Below are 20,585 nucleotides of genomic sequence, written 5' to 3' on the forward strand. Positions count from 1 at the left end.
AACCTGTACAACAGGGAGTTTCTGTGTGGACATCAATGTCAAAAGTCCGATGAAAAACAGCAGCCGACAGCAGCCGACAGCGGCTGGCACATTCTGCTGGCGCCTTCGGCGCACGTACAGTCCAGGCTAACCTCGACTCGTGGATAATTGCTTAATTCTGACTGAGCAGTTTTCTTATTAAATATTTCTTTGTTAAGAGTATTTAATAAGGCTTTAGCTAAAAATGTTGAGTATTACGGCCGTGCTTAAGTCACCGCTTCGTCCGGCGCCCCAATGCCCACAGTGTCAACAGTAGCAAGCAGCGCTTCCCGCGCTCGAAGCGATAAGGAAAAGCCAGAATCGACGAAAGTAGTGCTGTGCGGTGATAGAGCCAATCAGGGGTGCGGTGTTGTAATTACTACTAAATTTACGAAGCCCTGTAGTCACCGGAGCTGCAAACCGACCCTGACTGTTCTGGCGCCGTATGCGGGCTCGGTCCAGGGTGGGTGCCCGTGAGTCTAAATTAAATGGACGTGGCCTCTGGCAACTTTGACAGACTCTTCTAGACTTCCCTTGAGGTTCTAAGGGAGATTCTCAAGGTCGAAGGTTGCCGGAAAGCGGGGCAAGCCCGAACTGGCCGATGGATTCTATCAATCAAGGTAAGTTGTACATGATTGCAGATGATGTAGTACTGGGCGAAAACGTTTTTATTCCCCAACCTGCTCTTGTCAATCTATACGGGTGTACCATCGGGGATCATTCCAGAATCGGTGCCTTTGTCGAGCTCCAGAAGGGCGTAAAAATCGGCGTCAATTGCAAGGTGTCCAGCCACTCATTCCTGTGTGAAGGCGTTACGCTGGAAGAGGGCGTATTTGTTGGTCATGGGGTGATGTTCACCAACGACCTTTACCCACAGGCGGTAACTCAGGACGGCACACTGCAAACCGAAGCCGACTGGCAGGTAGTTCTGACCCGCGTGTGTTCGAGAGCCTCGATCGGCTCCAACGCGACCATTCTTGCCGGCTTGACCATCGGTCAGGGCGCGCTCGTCGGGGCAGGTGCCGTCGTTGCACATGACGTACCTGAGTTTGCCATCGTCGCCGGCGTGCCAGCGCGCATCGTCGGAGATACCCGGAAGAAAACGTCAACCGAGGGAGCAAGCCAGGAAGCTCTGTCATGAATACGACAGGGATGCTGTTGATCGCGCTCAGCGCGATCATGACAGGTGCCGCTAATCTTCTGTTGCGGGCGGGTGTACTGAAATTCGGCGACTTCAGCCTGGCCGCCAACCGGATTATCGACGGCCTGATAGGCCTCAGCCTGCAACCGCTCTTCATGCTCGGAATGCTCTTCTATGGTTTGGCCGCCATCGTCTGGTTCAGCGCACTTTCGAAGCTGGAACTTAGTATCGGCTACCCGATACTGGTAGGCCTGACATTCGTCCTTGTGGCCAGCGGCAGCAGTCTGTTTTTCGGTGAAGTCCTTTCTGCGCAAAAACTCCTTGGAATGGCGATGATATTAGGTGGTATCGCTGTAATTGCCCACGTCTGACACAGGGGTTGATAGATGCTCAATATCGGCGTTATCGGCTATGGTTACTGGGGGCCGAATCTTGTACGAAACTTTAACGAGACGGGCGTAGTCCAGGTGATGGCGGTTAGCGACATGAATCCGGCGCGGTTACAGCTGGTAAAACAGCGCTATCCAGCAACTCGCACGACTATCAATCATCGTGACCTCTTGACGGCCAATGATATCCACGCGGTGGCGATTGCCACACCGGTCCATACACACTTTCCACTGGCGATGGAGGCGCTCAAGGCTGGCAAACACGTATTCCTCGAAAAGCCATTGACCGAAACCACCGAGCAGGCGCGGCGGTTGATCGACGAAGCGGATAAACGCGGGCTGATTCTGATGGTGGATCATACTTTCATCTTCACAGGTGCCGTACGCAAGATGCGCCAATTGGTGGAGAGCGGTGAGCTCGGTGATATCTATTACTACGACTCGGTGAGGGTCAACCTGGGGCTGTTTCAGCCCGATATTAACGTGATCTGGGATCTGGCCGTCCACGATCTGGCTATCATGAACTTCGTCTTCGATCAGAAGCCTGTCGCTGTTTCCGCCACCGGTATGGGCCATGTGCCGGGCAAGCCTGCAGATATCGCCTACCTGTCACTCTTTTTTGAAAACAACATGATGGGCCATATACACATCAATTGGCTGTCGCCGGTAAAGTTGCGCCGCTCCATGATCGCCGGTACCAGGAAGATGGTGGTCTACGATGATCTCGAGCCGAGCGAAAAGATCAAGATCTACGACAAAGGGATCACCGTCAGTGAGCGCCAGGCGCTTTATGACCACTTGGTCGGCTACCGGGTCGGCGACATGGTGGCGCCGCAGATTGAGAATCACGAAGCGTTGAACTTCGAAGCGAGGTACTTCGCCGACTGTATCGCCAAGGGCGAACAGCCGGTCAATAATGGTCAGGCGGGCCTGGAGGTGGTGGAAATTCTGGAAGCTGCCACACGCTCGATGCAGGAGAAAGGCTGCACTATCGAACTCAGTGCAGGGAGCTGAAAAGATGATCCCGTTTCTTGATCTGAAAGCCCAGTACCGCTCCATCAAGGAGGAGATCGACCAGGCCGTGCTCAATACCCTGGCCAGCAGTCAGTATGTACTGGGCGCTGAGGTGTCTGCCTTTGAAGAGGAGTTCGCCGAATACTGCGGCGCTGCTCATGGCATCGCCGTCAATAGTGGTACCAGCGCGCTGCATTTGGCACTGCTGACGGCTGAGATCGGTCCGGGTGACGAGGTGATCACTGTCTCCAACACCTTTGTTGCGACGGTCGCAGCAATAGACTATTGCGGCGCGATAGCGGTATTTGTGGACGTAGACCCCGATACCCTGAATATGGACCCGACTCTGATAGAGTCGGCCATCACCGAGCGTACCCGGGCGATCCTGCCGGTGCATCTGCATGGTCATCCCGCCGACCTTGACCCGATTCTGGAAGTCGCCAGGCGCCACAATCTGCGGGTGATTGAAGATGCCTGCCAGGCCCATGGTGCCGAATACAAAGGCAGGCGCGTGGGCGGCATCGGGGATCTCGGCTGCTTCAGCTTTTATCCGGGGAAAAATCTGGGCGCCTGCGGCGAAGGCGGTATGGTGGTCACTCAGAACCAAGCCTTTGCCAATAAGATCCGGTTACTTCGGGACTGGGGCCAGGAGAAGAAGTACCACCATGTGCTCAAGGGCTACAACTACCGAATGGACGGCATACAGGGTGCCATTCTCAGGGTCAAACTGAGGCACCTGGATGACTGGACAGCCGCACGTCGTGAGGTAGCGCACCAGTACAATGAGCAGTTGGCGGGTTTGGCGCTAAGGATCCCCACGGAGAAGCCCTGGGCGAAGCCGGTCTATCACGTCTATGCGGTACGCACTCAGGAGCGAGATGCGCTGCAGCAGCATCTGAATGAAAGGGGCGTGCAAACGGGGATCCATTACCCGATTCCGATTCATCTACAGAAGGCATATGCGGACTCTTCTTGCCATATAAATAGATTACCAATCTGTGAAGAGTCTAGCAGCCACTTGCTATCCCTACCGATTTACCCGGAATTGTCTATCGAATCAATTGGAAAAATAAACACCACTTTAATACAGCACCTCAATCTGAACTAACTAAAAACATGAATAATCAACGAAAGAATCGAATGCTAAGGTTAATGGCTACCAGTATAGCGCAATGCAAGTTGGATCTGACTGGCACGACTGTACTGACAGAGGCGGCTACTGGTGCTTACGCATGTACACCGATTATCGCAGCAATGGCGGGCGCCGATAAAGTCTACGCATATACTAAAACGACAAGGCACGGTACTTTTGATGAGGTTCGGTCTCTTACATTTGATCTGGCTGGCAAGGCTCAACTGATCGATAGAGTAGAGGTGATTGACACATTATCCGAAGAAATCATAGGCCGCATTGATATGTTGACTAACTCAGGCCATCTTCGTCCTATATCGAATGCGCTGATTAGCAAAATGAAGCCTGGGTCTGCAATACCTATTATGTATGAGTCTTGGGAGCTAAGGGAATCTGACATAGATATTTCATTCTGCAAAAGCAGAAATGTTCTTGTTGCAGGAACTAATGAAAGACATCCTGATATTGATGTTTTTTCTTACCTAGGGCTGATGGCGATAAATCTTCTAAACAGGGCTGGAGTTCCCTGCTACAAGAGTAATATACTTTTGATATGTGATAATCCATTTTTATCCTATGTTGAAGATACACTTAATAAAGTAGGCGCTAGCGTAAGTGTTTCGGAAACCTTAGAATCTTCGAGTACAAATATGGATTTTGATGCTGTTCTTATCGCAACCAATCCAAATTTTAATAAACCCATGGGCGAGAAAGAGTCTTCCTTTATTTCTCAATTTTGGCCAGAAACTACCGTAGTTCAATTCTGGGGAGATATTGATCGAGAGTCTTTTTCAATTAAAAACGTTTATCCCTCCATATCGCCAAAAAATGGCCATATGGGAATACTACCTTCGGAGATAGGTGATGAGCCCATCGTTCGTTTACAAGCGGGTGGCTTGAAAGTGGGTTCAGAGCTTTTAAATGCCTACGCTCAAATTGAGCGTTATGATGAAGCGATAGCCCTTGCTTGCCAAAGGGGATACACGAATATGCCCGATTTTTATAAAAATGCAACTTAAGGCTTGAATAATATTAATAATATGTGCGAGTGATTATAATGAACCTATCTGAAGTTTGCATGCTCTTTTCGATAGACTTAATTAATGAAGGTAGTTTTTCAGCTCTTGGTCTTCTATCGCATCGTAAACCGAAGGTACTCGTTAGACTCTACGACAAAAATTTTATCTCAGCACTTCTGGATAATGAAGAAATATCTTGTGTAATAACCACTTCTGGACTTTCGAATCAAATCCCAAAGGAATTGGGGGTTGCAACCTGCGAGGATCCCGACAGTGTATTTTACGAACTCCACAAATACTTAGAAAAAAGCACTGATTTTTATTGGAGCAGTTTCGAAACTAAAATTGATGATAGTGTATTCGTTCATGAGTCTGCCCACATTGATAAGAAAAACGTAATCATAGGAAAAAACACAATCATAGAGCCAAACGCGACAATACTTGAAAGGTCAGTCATAGGTGATAATTGTATTATCAGGGCTGGTTGTGTCATCGGTGGTTGCGGTTTTGAACCCAAAAATGTTTCAGGTCGGCATATTGTTATTCCTCATACCGGTGGGGTGAGAATTGGAAACAATGTTGAAATTCAATCAAACTCACATGTGGCTAGATCTGTTTATGGTGGCTTCACGGAAATTGGCGAAGGAACCAAAATTGATGGCATGGTACATATTTCCCACAATGTCATGATCGGTAGAAACTGTGAAATAGCCGCAAATGCAATGATTGCCGGAACTGTAGAAATTGGCGATAACGTATGGATTGGACCAAGTTCATCGATATCATCAGAAATCCGTATTGGCGACAACGCTTACGTAACGATTGGAAGTACAGTGACGAAGAATGTCGCCGCCAACCAGAGAGTAACAGGTAATTTCGCGATTGATCACTCTAAGTACATCGCGTTTATGAAATCAATTCGCTAGCAGGCGGAGTATATCTATGGCCAGCCAAGGCTCGGTTCTTATCACTGGCGGAGCCGGCTTTATCGGTTCCGAGTTGTCTCACTTGCTCAGCAAATGTGCGGAGCGCGTTATCATCGTCGACAGCCTGATCAACGGTAAGCGAGAGAACATCCAGAAACTGCTAACTGATCGTGTGACATTCTACTCATACGACATTTGTGATCTGGACAAGATGATACCGCTGCTGAAAGAGGTGGACGTAGTTTTCCACCTCGCCTGTCTGGGGGTACGTCACTCGATACACTCGCCGTTGAAAAATCATGACGTCAACGCCACCGCCACCCTGAACCTGTTGAAAGCCAGTCGCGAGGCGGGGGTCGGACGTTTTGTCTATGTTTCCAGCTCGGAAGTGTACGGTACCGCCCAGTGGGTGCCGATGACCGAAAACCATCCCACATTGCCCATGACTGTCTACGGCGGATCCAAGCTGGCCGGTGAGAGCTACACCCGCGCTTTCTTTCGTACTTATGAGTATCCGACGGTGGTGGTTCGTCCCTTCAACAGTTTCGGTCCCCGCAGCCACCATGAGGGGGACAGCGGCGAGGTGATTCCCAAGTTTTTGCTACGGGCCATGACGGGCCATCCGCTGATCATCCACGGAGACGGATCTCAGACTCGTGATTTCACTTATGTCAGTGACACTGCTCGGGGGATTCTCTGCGCCGGGTTTTCCGAAAAAGCTGTGGGCCAGACGATCAACCTGGGACAGGGTGAAGAAATCACCATCAACGAACTCGCCCGTCTGGTTAATGAACTGGTTAAGGGCCGCACCGTGGATGTGGTTCATGAAGCCCCTAGGCCCGGTGATGTGCTGCGGCTTTATGCCGATACCAACCAAGCGCGGGAGCTGCTGGATTTCAGACCCAAAGTGAGCCTCAAGGAGGGACTTGGCCGCCTTAAGGCCTGGTACGAGGGGGGGGGGAAGAGCCCTGAAACACTACTCAAGGACGAAGTGACCCGAAACTGGAATATTTAAAACTGAGGTCTTGATATGGAAGTAAAACCGGCGTTTATCCCCGTCGCCATGCCGCTGTTCGGAGAGGAAGAACAGCAGGCAATTCAGCGCCCCCTCGCCAGTGGCTGGGTGACTCAGGGGCGGGAGGTGGCCGCCTTTGAAGCAGCCTTTGCTGACTATGTTGGGGCCGATCACGCCTGCGCGGTATCAAGTTGCACTGCGGCATTGCACCTCGCACTGCACGTACTCGGAGTAGGTCCGGGGGATGAGGTGATCACTGTAAGTCACAGCTTTGTCGCCACTGCCAACGCGATCCGTTACTGCGGTGCCCTGCCGGTATTTGTGGATATAGACCCAATTAGCTTCAATATGGATCCAGCAGGTGTCGAGGCAGCGCTCAGCCCTCGCACCAAGGCGATTCTGGTGGTTCATCAGTTGGGCATGCCTGCGGATCTTTTATCTATATTGGAAATCGCAAAATCCCGCGGCGTCCCCGTGGTGGAGGATGCCGCCTGTGCTATTGGCAGCGAGATTCTGACTGGTGACCGCTGGCAGCGGATCGGCGCTCCGTTGGGTGAGATCGTCTGTTTCTCGTTCCATCCCCGTAAGGTTATTACCACCGGTGACGGCGGCATGCTGACCACCAATAACCCCGAACTTGCCGAACGTCTGTCAAAGCTGCGCCAGCATGCCATGGACGTCAACGACCGTACCCGCCATCAGGCCAATAGCGTTATCTTCGAGAGCTACCCGGAACTTGGCTTCAATTACCGTATGACCGATATTCAGGGGGCCATGGGGCGTGAACAGTTAAAACGCTTGTCCTATATAGTCACCAGAAGACGGGAGCTGGCTGGATATTACCATAGAGAACTGACGTCAGTTTCTGGGCTGCTGCTGCCTCAGGAGGCTTCATGGGCACGCACTAATTGGCAGAGTTACTGTGTTCGTCTGCCCGCGCACGTGAATCAGAAAGCGGTGATGCAATCAATGCTGGATGAGGGTATCGCCACTCGCCGTGGGGTCATGTGTATCCACCGCGAAGCGAGTTACCCGGAGGGCTGCTGGCGTAGTGTCGATCTCTCATCTAACCCGCGGGACACGACGGGCCACAGACATGCGGCAGGGGACGAGTCTCTAAGGGAGAGCGAAGCGGCCCAGGACCACTGCATCATGCTGCCACTCTATCCGCAATTGACGCTCGAACAGCAGCAGCGTGTCGTGCAAGCACTCCAACGGGCGGTCACCGCCATCAGAGTGCAAGATGCGCCTTCGAAATGCAGGGAGAGGATTGAGATGAATACGGATCCGGCTTCCACCTTTAAGAAGGAACCAGCCGCTGCATCCGGCAATGCGCCAATGATCTCCATCGTTACACCGGCCTACAATGAGGCGAAGAACTTGCCGGTGCTTTACCAGCGCCTTTGCCAGGTGCTGGATGAAGCCGCCTTGAATTGGGAGTGGGTGCTGGTGGACGATCACTCCGGCGACGATACATTTGAGGTAATTACTGAACTTGCGCAGCATGACCCTCGCGTCAAAGGCTACCGTCTCGCCCGCAACTCTGGCTCACATCTCGCACTAACCTGCTGTCTTAATCACGTGCGGGGCAACTGTACCATTGCCCTGGCGGCCGACCTTCAGGACCCGCCAGAAGTGATACCGGAGCTTCTGGCGCAGTGGCAGGAAGGTTATCAGGTGGTCTGGGCCGCACGGGCACGCAGGGAGGGGGAAAGCTGGCTCACCAAGGGCGCCGCGCGCTTATACTACATGATGATGCGAAAAGTACTGGGCTTCCGCGATATGCCTGCTAATGGCGCTGACTTTTTCCTGTTGGACAGGCAAGTGGTCAAGGCGCTCAGTAAATTCGGCGAGCAAAACATCTCTCTGCTGGCACTGTTGACCTGGATGGGCTTTCGACAGACCGCGATTCAGTATGATAAACAAGCGCGCCTGAACGGACGCTCCGGCTGGACCCTGGGCAGGAAATTAAAGCTACTGATTGATTCTGTCACAGCTTTCAGCTATCTGCCGATTCGCGCCATCTCTTATTTCGGCATTCTGGTGGCTTTTATCGGTTTTAGTTACGCGCTCTTCGTGATTTACAACGCCTTAACCGGCACGCCTCCCCAGGGCTGGACCACACTGATTGTTATCGTCCTATTCCTTGGAGGCATTCAAATGCTGATGATGGGTGTCCTCGGTGAATATATCTGGCGCGGGCTGGATGAGTCGCGGCGCAGACCTAGATTTATCCTGGAGGCGACAACCAGGCGTTGTAAGCGTTACCAGCAGGCTTTGGGTAAAAATTCTGGGATCAGCAGGAACGACTCCTTACAAGAAAGAAATTTATAATGTTGGAGTGGCGTTATTACTTGGGTCTGGTGTCATGCTTTTTTGGGGTATTTATTTTTGGGGCAACCTTAACTCTATATTAGGCTGGGCTGTCAGATTATATTGAATTTTAAGTGCGTTTCTTAATGAAAATTTACTCCATTAGTATCGTGTTGGAATCAGGCCGATTTAATGCTTTAATTGTTGAACGTAGTCTGTTCTTTATTAATCCAGTATGGTTCGAGCTTGAAAGTAAAAATATTTAATTTTCGTAACTAATCGAGGTTGATGGATATGAAATCAGAAGAAGTTCTTGATGAAATCGTATCTAGTAATATATTACTTTCTACTTTGGTGGTTTTTATTGTTTCTGCTAGTGTTCGTATGTTTTTTTTCACCGGTTTTTTCGGCAGTGATGACTTTACTTACTTCAATGCTGCGAACGCGATTGTTGATGGAAATCTGGAGGTTGGAAACTATATTGGAGGTATCCGCTATGGGGTTAACTTACCTATGGCGGCCTTAATGAAGGTTTTCGGAACTTCAGAGTTTAGTAGTAATCTTTGGAGTCTTATTTCATCCTCTTTGGAAGTATCTATAATTTATTACATGGCAGCGTGTTGGTGGGGACGAAGAGCTGCGGTAAGTGCTGCGATATTACTCATGTTGTTGCCTATTCATGTCCACTTTGGCGGGCGAATAATGGCTGATGCGCCTTTGGCTCTCTTCATAACTACAAGTTTTATTATGTTCAGAATTGCAACTTATCGATTTAACTCTAACCTCTACTTTCTAACTGGTTGTGCATTGGGGACGATATTTTGGGTCAAGGCCATTGTGGCAGTTCTTGTTCATCTAGCTTTCATTCCTAATATCATTAGAATGATGCGGAATACGCCAAAGAATATTTTTATTATGGCATTGGGGTCAGGCCTTCTTGTAGGGGGTAATTGTCTGTTTTTCTGGTATTTTCAAGGAGATCCGTTTCATTTGGTAAGATCTGTCCTTGCCGCTACATCAAAATATGGATATCTTTCATTTGAAGATAGTCCTCTTTATTATCCATTATATCTTTTTGTAAAACTCTATCATACTTGGCTGTTGGGATATTTGTTTGCTTTCTCTTTAATCGTATATTTTTTTCGTAAAGAACGCGACGCTAACTTTAATTATGTGGTCCTGTGGTGTCTTTCTTTAATTATCGTTTTTACATTTTTTGTATTGCCTTCAGGTGGTCTTATAGCAAAGCAAGTAAACTATATGCTTATATTTGTAGCGCCTATGACGCTTGTGAGTGGCTATTTTTTGTCAAAAATAAATCGTAGGATTTATTTTTTTGTGATGATGATATATGTATCTGGCTCGTTGGTCTTAAGTTATTTGGAACAGATTAATATTCGTTCATTTACTGCCAATGCTCGCTCTATTGCATCCTATTCATCTCTAAATCCTGGTATGAAAATTTTCAGTTCTACTTTGCCTTACCGGTTCTCGTCTAACTTGCCTAAGTATGATAAAGAAATTGATTTTTCAAACGTTGAATATCTTGATAAAAAAGTAGTTATGAGTGCCATGGATAATGGGGAATCGTTCTATGTGGCAATAGATCCAGTATCATTTAGTTGGTCAAGAGAAGATTTCACTATAGATGAAATTAAGAGCTTATCAGTCTTGGTTGAAAGCCATAGTGCAAGTTCAGAGGTGAGATCAATAGCGAAGTTTTCAAATTTTATGGATCAGAGTGATAATGAGTTTTTTAGAAGAATTGGAGATTTTATTACCAATCGATTTATTCCTCAGTCTTGGGGGTTATATAGAATATCTACAGGAGACGAAAATTAATACTAACCATTATGCAGCGATTTCGGGGGGGTATCTGTTTGTAAGAATAGAATTTGATAGGGCGTGCATTCGGTCATTGCGCTTCATTACAATAAACTATGCAGAATAAGGCCTGCATAATTTTGAGTGTTTAGGCAGGCGGGAATTCAATCAACCCGTTCAACTGGGAGTTTCTGTGTGGACATCAACGTCAAAAGGCCGATGAAAAACAGCCGCCGACAGCGGCTGGCACATTCCGCTTGGGCCCTGATTGCTGCGCTGGCCTACATGGCGCTGTTACATCGGGTGTCGTCGATTCCGGGCAAGGTGGAATTGCCAGGGGCTGTGGATTTTGTCTACTTTTCCTTGACGCCTGCGATTCAGAACCTGCTGCATATTCCTGCGTTCGCGGTGCTGGCAGTCCTTTGGAGCCATGCGCTGCCGAAATCGCCCGGGGGAGCCGTCGCGGTGCTGCTGCTGACGGGCGGGTATGGGGCTTACGATGAGTGGTACCAGCTGGGGGTTTTCGGGCGCTATGGCAGCCTGAGCGATTGGGCGCTGGACCTGTTCGGTGCACTGGTGGGAATCGCACTCTACCGTTACCTGGCCGCGCGCACGCACAGTCTCGGCTAACCTCAACTCGTGGATAATTGCTGAATACTTTGTTGACTCCTGAACCGTCGCCTATGCTTTTCTCTACGCTTGAGCGCCAGGCCAAGAGCCAACGAAGGATAGACTATGACACCCGTCATGCTCTTCGGGGGGCCGGAACCCGGCTTTGGCCGCTTTCCCGCAAGTAGTGTCCCAAGCAATTTTTACAGCGGGTCGCCTTTGGCCTCGTTGCGCAGTATCCGGAGACTGGCTGCGGCTTTGCCCGACGCAGCGGATGGCTGTCGCTGCATCTGAGCGAAGTTCAAACCAGGGGCTACCTGGGCGAAGGCGACATTGTGCGCTTCGATGATCGTTCTCATCGATAGTCCAACGACAGACCACCGAGAAAACGTCGACACTCGTCAAACAGCCTCTACAGGAGGTAGTCGCGGTGATAAAAGATCCGATCAAGATACTGCTGGTGTTTGGTACCCGCCCTGAAGCGATCAAGATGGCGCCGGTGGTACAGTCACTGCAAGCGGATGCGCGGTTTGAGGCCCGGGTTTGCGTTACCGCCCAGCACCGGCAGATGCTGGATCAGGTCCTGACGCTGTTCCAGATCATTCCCGATTACGACCTGAATATCATGCAGCCAGGGCAGAACCTGACCGAAGTGACCTGCGCCGTGCTGAGTGGCTTAGGCCCCGTATTGCAGGCCTTTGAGCCGGCCCGGGTCCTGGTGCACGGTGATACGACCACGACCTTGGCCACTGCGCTGGCCGCCTACTATCGACAGATTCCCGTCGGGCATGTCGAAGCCGGGCTGCGGACCGGCGACCTCTACTCTCCCTGGCCGGAAGAGGCGAATCGCAAGCTGACCGGTGCCCTCACCGACCTGCATTTCGCGCCCACCGAAATGGCCCAGGCCAATCTGCTGCGAGAAGGCGTTGCAGAAACCCGTATCCGGGTCACCGGTAATACCGTGATAGACGCGCTGCTTGCTGTTCAGGCAAAACTCAAGCGAGATCCGCAGTTACGGACGCAGATGCTGCAGCAATTCCCCTTTCTGAACCCGATTGAGAGCCAGGGTCATGGAGATCCTGGCGGTAAAAAAATCATCCTGGTGACCGGCCATCGCCGGGAAAGCTTTGGTAGTGGATTTGAAAGAATCTGTAGTGCGCTGGGCGAGCTGGCGAGCCGCGATGATGTCGAGATTGTCTATCCTGTACATCTGAACCCCCTGGTTCGAGAGCCGGTTTATCGCCTCCTGAGCGGCAAAAAGAATGTTCATCTGATCGAGCCCCTCGAGTACCTGCCCTTCGTTTTCCTGATGAGCCGGGCCCACATCATTCTGACCGACTCCGGCGGGGTTCAGGAGGAAGCACCATCACTGGGCAAGCCGGTGCTGGTGATGCGTGACACGACCGAAAGACCGGAAGCCGTCAGCGCCGGGACGGTCAGGCTGGTCGGTACCGACATTGACCGGATTATGACCGAAACCTGCACGCTGCTCGATGATGAGCACGCCTACCGGGCAATGTGTTTCGCCCATAACCCCTACGGGGACGGGAGAGCCAGTGAACGTATTTGTCAGATGATCGTCGATGCTCACGGCCACACGCTAAACAGCGCATTTTGATGGGGCGCGCACACCTTTAACATGAAGAGGCATGGTGATGAGCAACGAAGCAGACGGGACATTTAACACCGTATCTGTGGTGGGGCTGGGCTATATAGGCCTGCCGACGGCGGCCGTTCTGGCGTCGCGAGGGCTCCAGGTGATCGGCATAGACGTTTCCGAGCATGCCATAGCGACCATCAACGCCGGTAAAATCCACATTGTCGAGCCGGATCTGGATATCGTTGTCCGTAGCGTGGTCTCGACCGGTAATCTCAAGGCCACGCTGATTCCGCAAGCGGCCGAGGCATTTATCATCGCCGTACCTACCCCCTTTACAGACGATCATCAACCGGACCTCAGCTTCATCAAGGCTGCCGCCGAAACCATAGCGCCGGTTTTGCAACCCGGCAATCTGGTGATACTCGAATCGACCTCCCCGGTTGGCACCACGGAGCAGCTTGCCGGCTGGTTGGCGCACTGCCGTGAAGACCTCTCCTTTCCTCAGCAGCAGGGGGAAAAGGCCGACATCAATATTGCCTATTGTCCGGAGCGGGTTTTGCCCGGGAACGTGCTGCAGGAGCTGGTCGCGAACGATCGCATTATTGGCGGCATGACCCCTCGCTGCGCAGCACGGGCGGCGGGGCTCTATCAAATATTCGTGCGGGGGGAGTGCCTGCTCACCCATACCCGTACCGCCGAAATGGCCAAGCTGACGGAAAATGCCTACCGGGATGTGAATATCGGTTTTGCCAATGAACTGTCGATTATCTGCGACAGGTTCAAGATCAATGTCTGGGAACTGATCAGGCTCTCGAACCGTCACCCGCGGGTCAACATCCTCAATCCCGGGCCCGGGGTGGGGGGGCACTGCATTGCGGTGGATCCCTGGTTTATCGTCAGTGCGGCACCAGAGGAGGCGCGTCTTATCCGCATGGCCAGAGAGGTTAATGATGGCAAACCGAACTACGTGATCAACAAGGCACTCAAGGCCGCCAACCAGTTCAAGCAGCCAGTGATAGGCTGTTTCGGTCTTTCCTTCAAGCCCGATATCGATGATCTTCGGGAAAGCCCTGCGCTCTCGATTACCCTGGCACTGGTGGACGCAAAGGTGGCTGAAATTCTGGTTGTGGAGCCCAATGTTGATCAGCTGCCGGACGTTTTAAGCAGGCGGGACGTTGAAAAGGTCCACCATAACGAGGCACTGGAGCGCGCCAATATCATCCTGCTGCTGGTGGCGCACAAAGAGTTTAACGGCTTGTCCAGTGACTTTCTGAACGAGAAGGTAGTGATTGATGTCGCTGGGGTACTCAGTCATTGAGTAATGGCATTGAGCGATTTTGACGAGCGAGGGTATGGGCCGTGAACAGGATTGAAGACGTGAAGGTGGCGGTAATAGGTCTGGGTTATGTGGGGTTGCCCCTGGCGGCGGCCTTTGCCAAAAAGTTCGACGTGGTGGGGTTCGATATCGATGCCGAGCGTATCAATGCGTTGAAGGATCAGATCGACAGCACGCTTGAAATGAGCGTCGAGGAACTGGGTGCCTTGCCGGCGCTGAGCTTTAGTTCGGATCCTGAGGATATCAGGGGCTGCCAAGTCTATATTGTCACTGTCCCGACGCCGATCGACCGTCACAAAAGGCCTGATCTCGGGCCGCTGCAGCGCGCCAGCGAGCTGTTAAGTGGGTTGATTCAGCAGGGCGATGTGGTGATCTATGAGTCCACGGTGTACCCGGGAGCCACCGAAGAGGTCTGCGTTCCCCTGCTAGAGAAGGGCTCCGGATTCACACTGAACGAGGGCTTTTTCGTGGGTTATAGCCCCGAGCGCATCAACCCCGGGGACAAGGACCACAGGGTCGCGGATATTCTGAAAGTGACATCCGGATCCACCGACAGCATCGCCGAGTTTGTCGATACCCTCTATAAAAATGTCATTGCGGCGGGGACCTATAAAGCGAGCAGTATTCGCGTCGCCGAGGCGGCCAAGGCGATCGAGAATACCCAGCGCGATATCAATATAGCGCTGATCAACGAGCTCGCGATGATTTTCAAGCGCCTGGATATAGACACCGAAGAGGTACTGCGGGCGGCGGGCACCAAATGGAATTTCCTGCCCTTCAGGCCCGGACTGGTCGGCGGTCACTGCATAGGGGTCGATCCCTACTATATGACCCACAAGGCTCAGGAGGTGGGATATCACCCAGAGATGATCCTGGCCGGGCGCCGCATCAACGATGCCATGGGCCGCTATGTGGCCGGCGAACTGGTGAAGGGAATGTTGCAACGGGGCATTAAGGTGACCGGTGGCCGGGTGCTGGTGATGGGGCTGACGTTCAAGGAAAATTGCCCGGATATCCGTAACACCAAAGTGGTTGATATCCTCACTGAGCTTGAGACCTACGGCGTCCGGGCGGACGTCTACGACCCCTGGGTCGATGCCGAGGAGGCGCAACGCTCCTACGGTATCAGTCCGTTGCAGGAGCTCGAGGCGGGAGTCTACGACGGAATCATCCTGGCCGTGGCCCATGAGCAGTTCGTCGACATGGGGGCCACACGGATACGCGAGCTGGGGAAACCCGAACATCTGCTCTACGATCTCAAGTATGTGCTGCTGGCGGGCGACTCGGATATGCGATTGTGAGGTGGGGATGACGCGGTTGAATTCCAACCCTGGCGCTGAGGCCACCCGGTCTCTTCTGCAGCTGCGATCCTGCCCAAGCATCAGGCAAGCAGGCTTCAGCTACCGTCAGGCGCCGCCGCTGCTTTAGTCGTGGGTTGAGCTAAGGATATCAATTGAATAGCCGGTCATCTTGTCTCCAGAAGCACCGAACTGCTCCTCCGGGTCTCGGTTCGTTTTTGTCGGCGACCTTTCAATATTGTGGCAAGGGTGAGCACTGCGCTGGGAGGTGAGTCGGGAGAGCAAGGCCGGTGTTATCTGCGCAACATCAGGAGACAGCCGTAGTTTTGAGGCGATATGTGTCAGGAATCTTTACGATTGCGCTTATGCTGGTATTGCGCATGCTTTGTAACCATTTGAAATAGTTGTGGAAGTCGAAAAGACGCACATTTTTTGCCTGAGAAAATAATGATTGTGTGTCTCTTGATCTCGCTGGGGAATACTTCGAAGGAATATCGAGCAAGGTGCCGTGGCAATACCTCCGGGCGCCGGCCTGGCCTGAAGCGTGCTGCGACTGGGTTACCGGTCGTGTTCTCAGAGCGCTTCAGTGGTGGGCTTGGGGTCGCTAAACGGCAGCAGACCCAGCTGATCATGATGATCAACGCACAAGAGCGGAGGGTCGATGCAAGAAATCGTGAGTAATTTCAAAAAGTATTTCAGCGTTCGGCTGGCTGATACGCAAGCGTTGCGTCAAGAAGCGTTCAGAATTCGCTATGAAGTCTATTGCGACGAGCTGGGGTTCGAGGACAAGAACGCGTTTCCCGACGGCTTGGAGCATGATGCGTTCGATGCCAGCTCTGATCATCTGCTGTTGGTGCATAACAGTAGTCAGGCTTTTGCCGGTACAGTGCGCTTCGCACATACCTCTGTATCGGAGCCCGGGCTGATACTGCCGCTGGAAAAATATTGTAGTCACGCCTTCGATCCGGCGCTCTTCGATCTTAAGGCCCAGGCGCGTGGCACCATTGCCGAAGCCTCACGGTTGGCGGTTCCCGCCCGCTACCGGCGTCGTAGCGGGGAAACGGGCAGGCCCTTTATCTTCGACGGGGTGAGGGCGGACATATCCGATCAGGCACGGAATTTCCCCTATATCGCAGTCGGACTCTACCTGGCGGCAGCGGCGCTCTTCGTGCAGCAAAACTACCAATATGTACTGGTGATGATGGAGCCCAAGCTCGCCAGGGCGCTGACCCGGATCGGCATTCAATTTCAGCAGGCAGGAGAGCCGATTGATTACCACGGCCGGAGAGCCCCTTTCTATATATCCCCGGAAATATTGCTGTCGAACATGATTGCTCCCATTCGGGAAATGTTCGATGCAATATACATCCAGCTGGCGGAGCAGCAGTCCAACCCATGAATGGTGGGGGATGTAATGTCGTACGGTAGCCCTTTTTAACCTGGGTAACCTATCTCCCGAAGCTCTCGTCATGCCGCCCGCGCTGCGCAGGGGGTTGCTGATCAAGCCGCACGCTGTGTAAGTTTTGGGCTGTCGAAGCACGCCAGGCCGTTGGCCTCAGGTTTGATGGCGGCAACGGAAAGCAGGTGCTCCAGGTCGGTAAACCCGTTCTCGGCGGGAATGCTGATGTGGTTACAAATCTCGTAGCCATAACCCAGGTTAGTATGCAGGCGCCGGTAGAGACGCGCGCGAATAGTCCCCGCTACATTAAAGGCGTAGCTGTAATTCAACTCGGCACTTCCCTTGATCAACGCCAGGCATTGTGCACGCAATACCTCGGCTGTTCTGTGCTCGGGCAGTAGCGCCAGGCGCGTCCACTGGCAATAGGATATGCCCTGTTGTGTCAGCTCGGGAAAGTGCTCTTCGAGAATAAAATCATCGCATTCCATGGGTAGCCGAGCCGGGTTAATGGGGGCTGTACCGGATATTCTGGCCCCTCCTATGCAGCGATCCCCGTCCCGGGCGATAAGAATATGTCCTGCTCGATCGTGTACATCTTCAGAGCCATCGAAAGAGTCGATTCCCAGTTGTTGGCGAAAGCAGGTCTCACGGATTTGATAGTACTGGGCAAGCAAATTCGGATCTGTACTGAACTCAAAGCGAATCGACATTTAATAGTCCCGTTAACAATCGTTAATAATCTACTCACAGATACACACTGGTATGATCAAGGGGTAACTAATAGTTGAATTCAGCGGTTTTTAAGCAAAACTTGAGCCATTTTATACTTTGTTTTAATAATCAATAGTTTATATCGTTTTATCGTGCACCCAAACGACAAGTCAGCTGAGTTTTTCTCCATGAAATGTCATCAAAAAGCGACGCTAGACTGAGGCTTTTAACAAAGTTATATAAAATCAATAACTTATAGTGTCCCTGTCTGGCGACAGCGTGTCGTGTCAGAGCTCGTCAATCTGCGAGCAATGCATCCAGCCACCTCTATCGTGAGTATTTGTCTTGCCACTGAACCTGACCTTGGCAATCAGCGCCATGGGCGTGAAACACCGATTTGGCTCTATCGAGTAACAGAATCGGTGTCCGCGTTTATTGAACCACTACACTAGGTTTAAGGTCGGACTCAGTCCCCTGACTTCCATCGTATCTATCTTGAGAGGCTTTCCATGGTGTTCAAGGATCGCTTGATCACAATGCTCGTCCGCTATCCCTACCGGATACTGCTGGTCAGCCTGGTGTTGATCCTGGGCGTCGGGTTTGGTGGTAGCCGCTTGACTGTCGAGTCGGGTATCGACGTCTTTTTCAGTGAGGACGACCCGAACATCCTCGCAGACCGAGAGCTAAAGCGAGCCTACGGCCGTGAGGACAACGTACTCTTCGTCATAGACACCCGCGGCGGTGACATATTTGAAGCCAGCAATCTGTCGTCTGTTCAGATAATTACCGAAAAATCGTGGCTGATGCCCCACTCGAAGCGCGTCGATTCGGTCACCAACTTTCTCTATCCCGAGGTGGACGGCGACGACATCGTTATCGACAGGCTGGTTGAAGAGGCGGGCTCGCTGACCAGTGAAGACCGCCAGCGCATTAAGGGCATTGCCTTGTCACAACAGGCGCTGATAGGGCGGATTCTGGCTGGTGACGGCCAGGTCGCTGCAGTCAATGTCACCCTGAATTTACCTGAAGATGGGCAAGGGGCCGCCATTGATCAGGCCGTGACTTTTGCAAGGGCGTTAGCGGCCGAAGTCGAAAGTGAAAATCCCGCCATTGATATTCACCTGGCCGGATGGGCCTTGACCGAGCAGACCCTTGTAGAGGTCACTGCCCACGACTCGCTCACCCTCATGCCAGCACTTTTTGTCCTGGTCTTGGTCATTATTGCCCTGTTGCTGCGATCCGTGATGGCGTCAATCTGCACGGTGGTCACAATATTTCTTAGCATCCTTTGGGGTATGGGCTTTGCCGGCTGGGCAGGTATAAGCCTAAACAGTGTCAACGTCTCTGCGCCGACGATCATCATGACTCTGGCCGTCGCGGATTGCATCCATCTGCTGAGCGTATTCTTGACGCGCCAGAGGAGAGGCCGGGAGAAAAGGGATGCGCTACGGGACGCGCTGGATCATACGCTTTATCCAATTGTGCTCACCAGCCTCACCACGGCGCTGGGCTTTCTAAGCATGAATTTCAGCGAATCGCCACCGTTTCGTGAACTCGGCACCATATCCGCTGTGGGGGTCTTGGGCGCGCTCTGGGTGACGGTAACCATTCTTCCCGGGCTGGTGCTGATGCTGCCCTTCAGAAAGGCGGGGAGAGTCACAACCGGAATACCACTGGGTGGTCTCGCCAACTGGGTGATTCGCCATAACAACCGTATTTTCTGGAGTTCGTTGTTACTCATTGCTCTTAGCGTGAGTTTTATTCCCCGAATCGAACTCAATGACGACCCCACGGGCTATTTCTCTGACGCGATTCCACTCACTCAGGCCATTGACGTCGTTGAGAGCAAGCTCTCGGGAACCCAATCGCTGTACTACTCGTTTGATAGCGGAGAGGGGCAGGGTATCGTCGATCCAGGCTTCCTTGCCGATATCGATGCCTTTGTCTCCTGGCTCAGGGCGCAACCTGAAGTGGTCAATGTGGAATCATTTACCGATACCCTGAAGCGGCTGAACCAGGTGATGCATGGCGAGGCCGACGAGTGGCACAAACTGCCAGACAGCAGGGAATTGGCGGCGCAGTATGTTCTGTTGTTTGAGATATCGGTTCCGTATGGGCAGGATGTCACGCATCAGGTGAGCGCGGACAAATCATCCCTCAAGGTGGCGGCAACGCTGAAAAACCAGCAATCACAGGGGCTGATTGCGTTTGAGGCTCGAGGCCGGCGCTGGATGCAGGATAATGTGCCGGGGATGGTCGTCCGCGGGGCGGGTCAATCCATCAGTTTTGCGAATGTCGGCCTGCGCAACATCAACAGCATGTTACTCGGATCCCTGGCGGCAATCGTGCTTGTTTCGCTCTGCCTGGTTGTTGCATTTCGCTCGATCCGGTTCGGGCTGGTCAGTTGCATACCTAACCTGTTTCCCGCCTTCATTACCCTCGGGATATGGGGGGCCGTGGTCGGTGAGGTAAACATCGCCGCCTCGGTAGTTTTCAGTCTGACCCTGGGCATCATTGTGGATGACACAACCCATTTCCTTGTGAAATATCTGGAGGCCAGGCAGGAGCGGAACCTGGATGCGGAGCAGGCGATCAGGTACGCCTTTACTGCAGTGGGCAGTGCTCTGGTATCTACCTCTATTGTCCTGGCTATCGGGTTCCTGGCACTAGTGCAGTCTGACTTTTCGGTAAACTCCACATCTGGCCTGCTGGTGGCCATGACCATCGTTATTGCCATCACCCTGGATCTGCTGTTTCTACCGACGGTCTTGATCAAGGCTGATCGCTGGCTGCTGCCCAAGGCTGCGAAAACGACTATCATCGGTGGCTAGCCCCGATTGG

The 20,585-nt window shown here is 52.2% G+C and carries 17 protein-coding genes; 15 read left to right on the top strand and 2 right to left on the bottom strand.

Annotated features, from left to right (window positions below):
- Positions 1–619: 619 nt before the first annotated feature.
- The 10 genes from A8C75_RS08290 to A8C75_RS08325 all read left to right on the top strand — a co-directional run bounded on the left by A8C75_RS08290 (position 620) and on the right by A8C75_RS08325 (position 11,421).
- Positions 620–1,159, top strand: a complete 540-nt coding sequence (locus A8C75_RS08290; protein ID WP_227819863.1) for an acyltransferase — start codon at positions 620–622, stop codon at positions 1,157–1,159.
- Positions 1,156–1,530, top strand: coding sequence for a DMT family transporter (locus A8C75_RS08295; RefSeq protein ID WP_067380621.1), 375 nt, complete (start codon positions 1,156–1,158; stop codon positions 1,528–1,530). The genes A8C75_RS08290 and A8C75_RS08295 overlap by 4 nt, the downstream gene beginning before the upstream one ends.
- Before the next feature lie 15 nt (positions 1,531–1,545).
- Complete coding sequence (locus A8C75_RS08300; RefSeq protein ID WP_067380624.1) at positions 1,546–2,562, top strand: Gfo/Idh/MocA family protein; 1,017 nt, start codon at positions 1,546–1,548, stop codon at positions 2,560–2,562.
- 4 nt (positions 2,563–2,566) lie between these two features.
- Positions 2,567–3,670: a DegT/DnrJ/EryC1/StrS family aminotransferase gene (locus A8C75_RS08305; protein ID WP_067387106.1), complete on the top strand. Its 1,104-nt coding sequence runs from the start codon at positions 2,567–2,569 to the stop codon at positions 3,668–3,670.
- 44 nt (positions 3,671–3,714) lie between these two features.
- On the top strand, positions 3,715–4,713 hold the full coding sequence (locus tag A8C75_RS08310; RefSeq protein WP_157890242.1) for a hypothetical protein: 999 nt from the start codon (positions 3,715–3,717) through the stop codon (positions 4,711–4,713).
- Positions 4,714–4,751: 38 nt separating this feature from the next.
- A complete protein-coding gene (locus A8C75_RS22980) occupies positions 4,752–5,639 on the top strand; it encodes a UDP-3-O-(3-hydroxymyristoyl)glucosamine N-acyltransferase (RefSeq protein ID WP_084783872.1) in 888 nt (295 codons plus the stop codon).
- Positions 5,640–5,655: 16 nt separating this feature from the next.
- Entirely contained in the window at positions 5,656–6,654 is a 999-nt protein-coding gene (locus A8C75_RS08315; RefSeq protein WP_067380629.1) for a GDP-mannose 4,6-dehydratase, read from the top strand.
- Positions 6,655–6,669: 15 nt separating this feature from the next.
- On the top strand, positions 6,670–8,988 hold the full coding sequence (locus A8C75_RS23810) for an aminotransferase class I/II-fold pyridoxal phosphate-dependent enzyme (protein ID WP_067380632.1): 2,319 nt from the start codon (positions 6,670–6,672) through the stop codon (positions 8,986–8,988).
- A 273-nt stretch (positions 8,989–9,261) separates the two neighbouring features.
- On the top strand, positions 9,262–10,809 hold the full coding sequence (locus A8C75_RS22990; protein ID WP_157890243.1) for an ArnT family glycosyltransferase: 1,548 nt from the start codon (positions 9,262–9,264) through the stop codon (positions 10,807–10,809).
- A gap of 177 nt (positions 10,810–10,986) precedes the next feature.
- A complete protein-coding gene (locus A8C75_RS08325; protein WP_157890244.1) occupies positions 10,987–11,421 on the top strand; it encodes a VanZ family protein in 435 nt (144 codons plus the stop codon).
- Positions 11,422–11,603: 182 nt separating this feature from the next.
- Here the strand turns inward: A8C75_RS08325 and A8C75_RS23595 are convergent, their stop codons facing one another.
- The gene (locus A8C75_RS23595; protein ID WP_157890245.1) at positions 11,604–11,759 is read right to left on the bottom strand and encodes a hypothetical protein; all 156 of its coding nucleotides are present in this window, start codon (positions 11,757–11,759) and stop codon (positions 11,604–11,606) included.
- Positions 11,760–11,833: 74 nt separating this feature from the next.
- On the opposite strand from A8C75_RS23595, the gene wecB reads away from it, so the two are divergent.
- The 4 genes from wecB to A8C75_RS08345 all read left to right on the top strand — a co-directional run bounded on the left by wecB (position 11,834) and on the right by A8C75_RS08345 (position 17,033).
- A complete protein-coding gene (wecB, locus tag A8C75_RS08330; protein WP_120785241.1) occupies positions 11,834–13,018 on the top strand; it encodes a non-hydrolyzing UDP-N-acetylglucosamine 2-epimerase in 1,185 nt (394 codons plus the stop codon).
- 31 nt (positions 13,019–13,049) lie between these two features.
- Positions 13,050–14,318, top strand: a complete 1,269-nt coding sequence (gene wecC, locus A8C75_RS08335) for a UDP-N-acetyl-D-mannosamine dehydrogenase (RefSeq protein WP_084783874.1) — start codon at positions 13,050–13,052, stop codon at positions 14,316–14,318.
- A 41-nt stretch (positions 14,319–14,359) separates the two neighbouring features.
- A complete protein-coding gene (gene tviB / locus A8C75_RS08340; RefSeq protein ID WP_067380639.1) occupies positions 14,360–15,637 on the top strand; it encodes a Vi polysaccharide biosynthesis UDP-N-acetylglucosamine C-6 dehydrogenase TviB in 1,278 nt (425 codons plus the stop codon).
- 658 nt (positions 15,638–16,295) lie between these two features.
- Positions 16,296–17,033 carry a PEP-CTERM/exosortase system-associated acyltransferase gene (locus A8C75_RS08345; protein ID WP_067380642.1) on the top strand — a complete coding sequence of 246 codons (738 nt, stop codon included), beginning with the start codon at positions 16,296–16,298 and terminating at the stop codon, positions 17,031–17,033.
- Positions 17,034–17,134: 101 nt separating this feature from the next.
- On the opposite strand, the gene A8C75_RS08350 is transcribed toward A8C75_RS08345, so the two are convergent.
- Positions 17,135–17,743, bottom strand: a complete 609-nt coding sequence (locus tag A8C75_RS08350) for a hypothetical protein (RefSeq protein WP_067380645.1) — start codon at positions 17,741–17,743, stop codon at positions 17,135–17,137.
- A 510-nt stretch (positions 17,744–18,253) separates the two neighbouring features.
- Between A8C75_RS08350 and A8C75_RS08355 the strand changes: the two genes are divergently transcribed.
- Positions 18,254–20,575, top strand: coding sequence for an efflux RND transporter permease subunit (locus A8C75_RS08355; protein ID WP_067380648.1), 2,322 nt, complete (start codon positions 18,254–18,256; stop codon positions 20,573–20,575).
- Positions 20,576–20,585 lie beyond the last annotated feature (10 nt).

Source organism: Marinobacterium aestuarii, assembly GCF_001651805.1.
In the GTDB taxonomy this organism is placed as follows: domain Bacteria; phylum Pseudomonadota; class Gammaproteobacteria; order Pseudomonadales; family Balneatricaceae; genus Marinobacterium_A; species Marinobacterium_A aestuarii.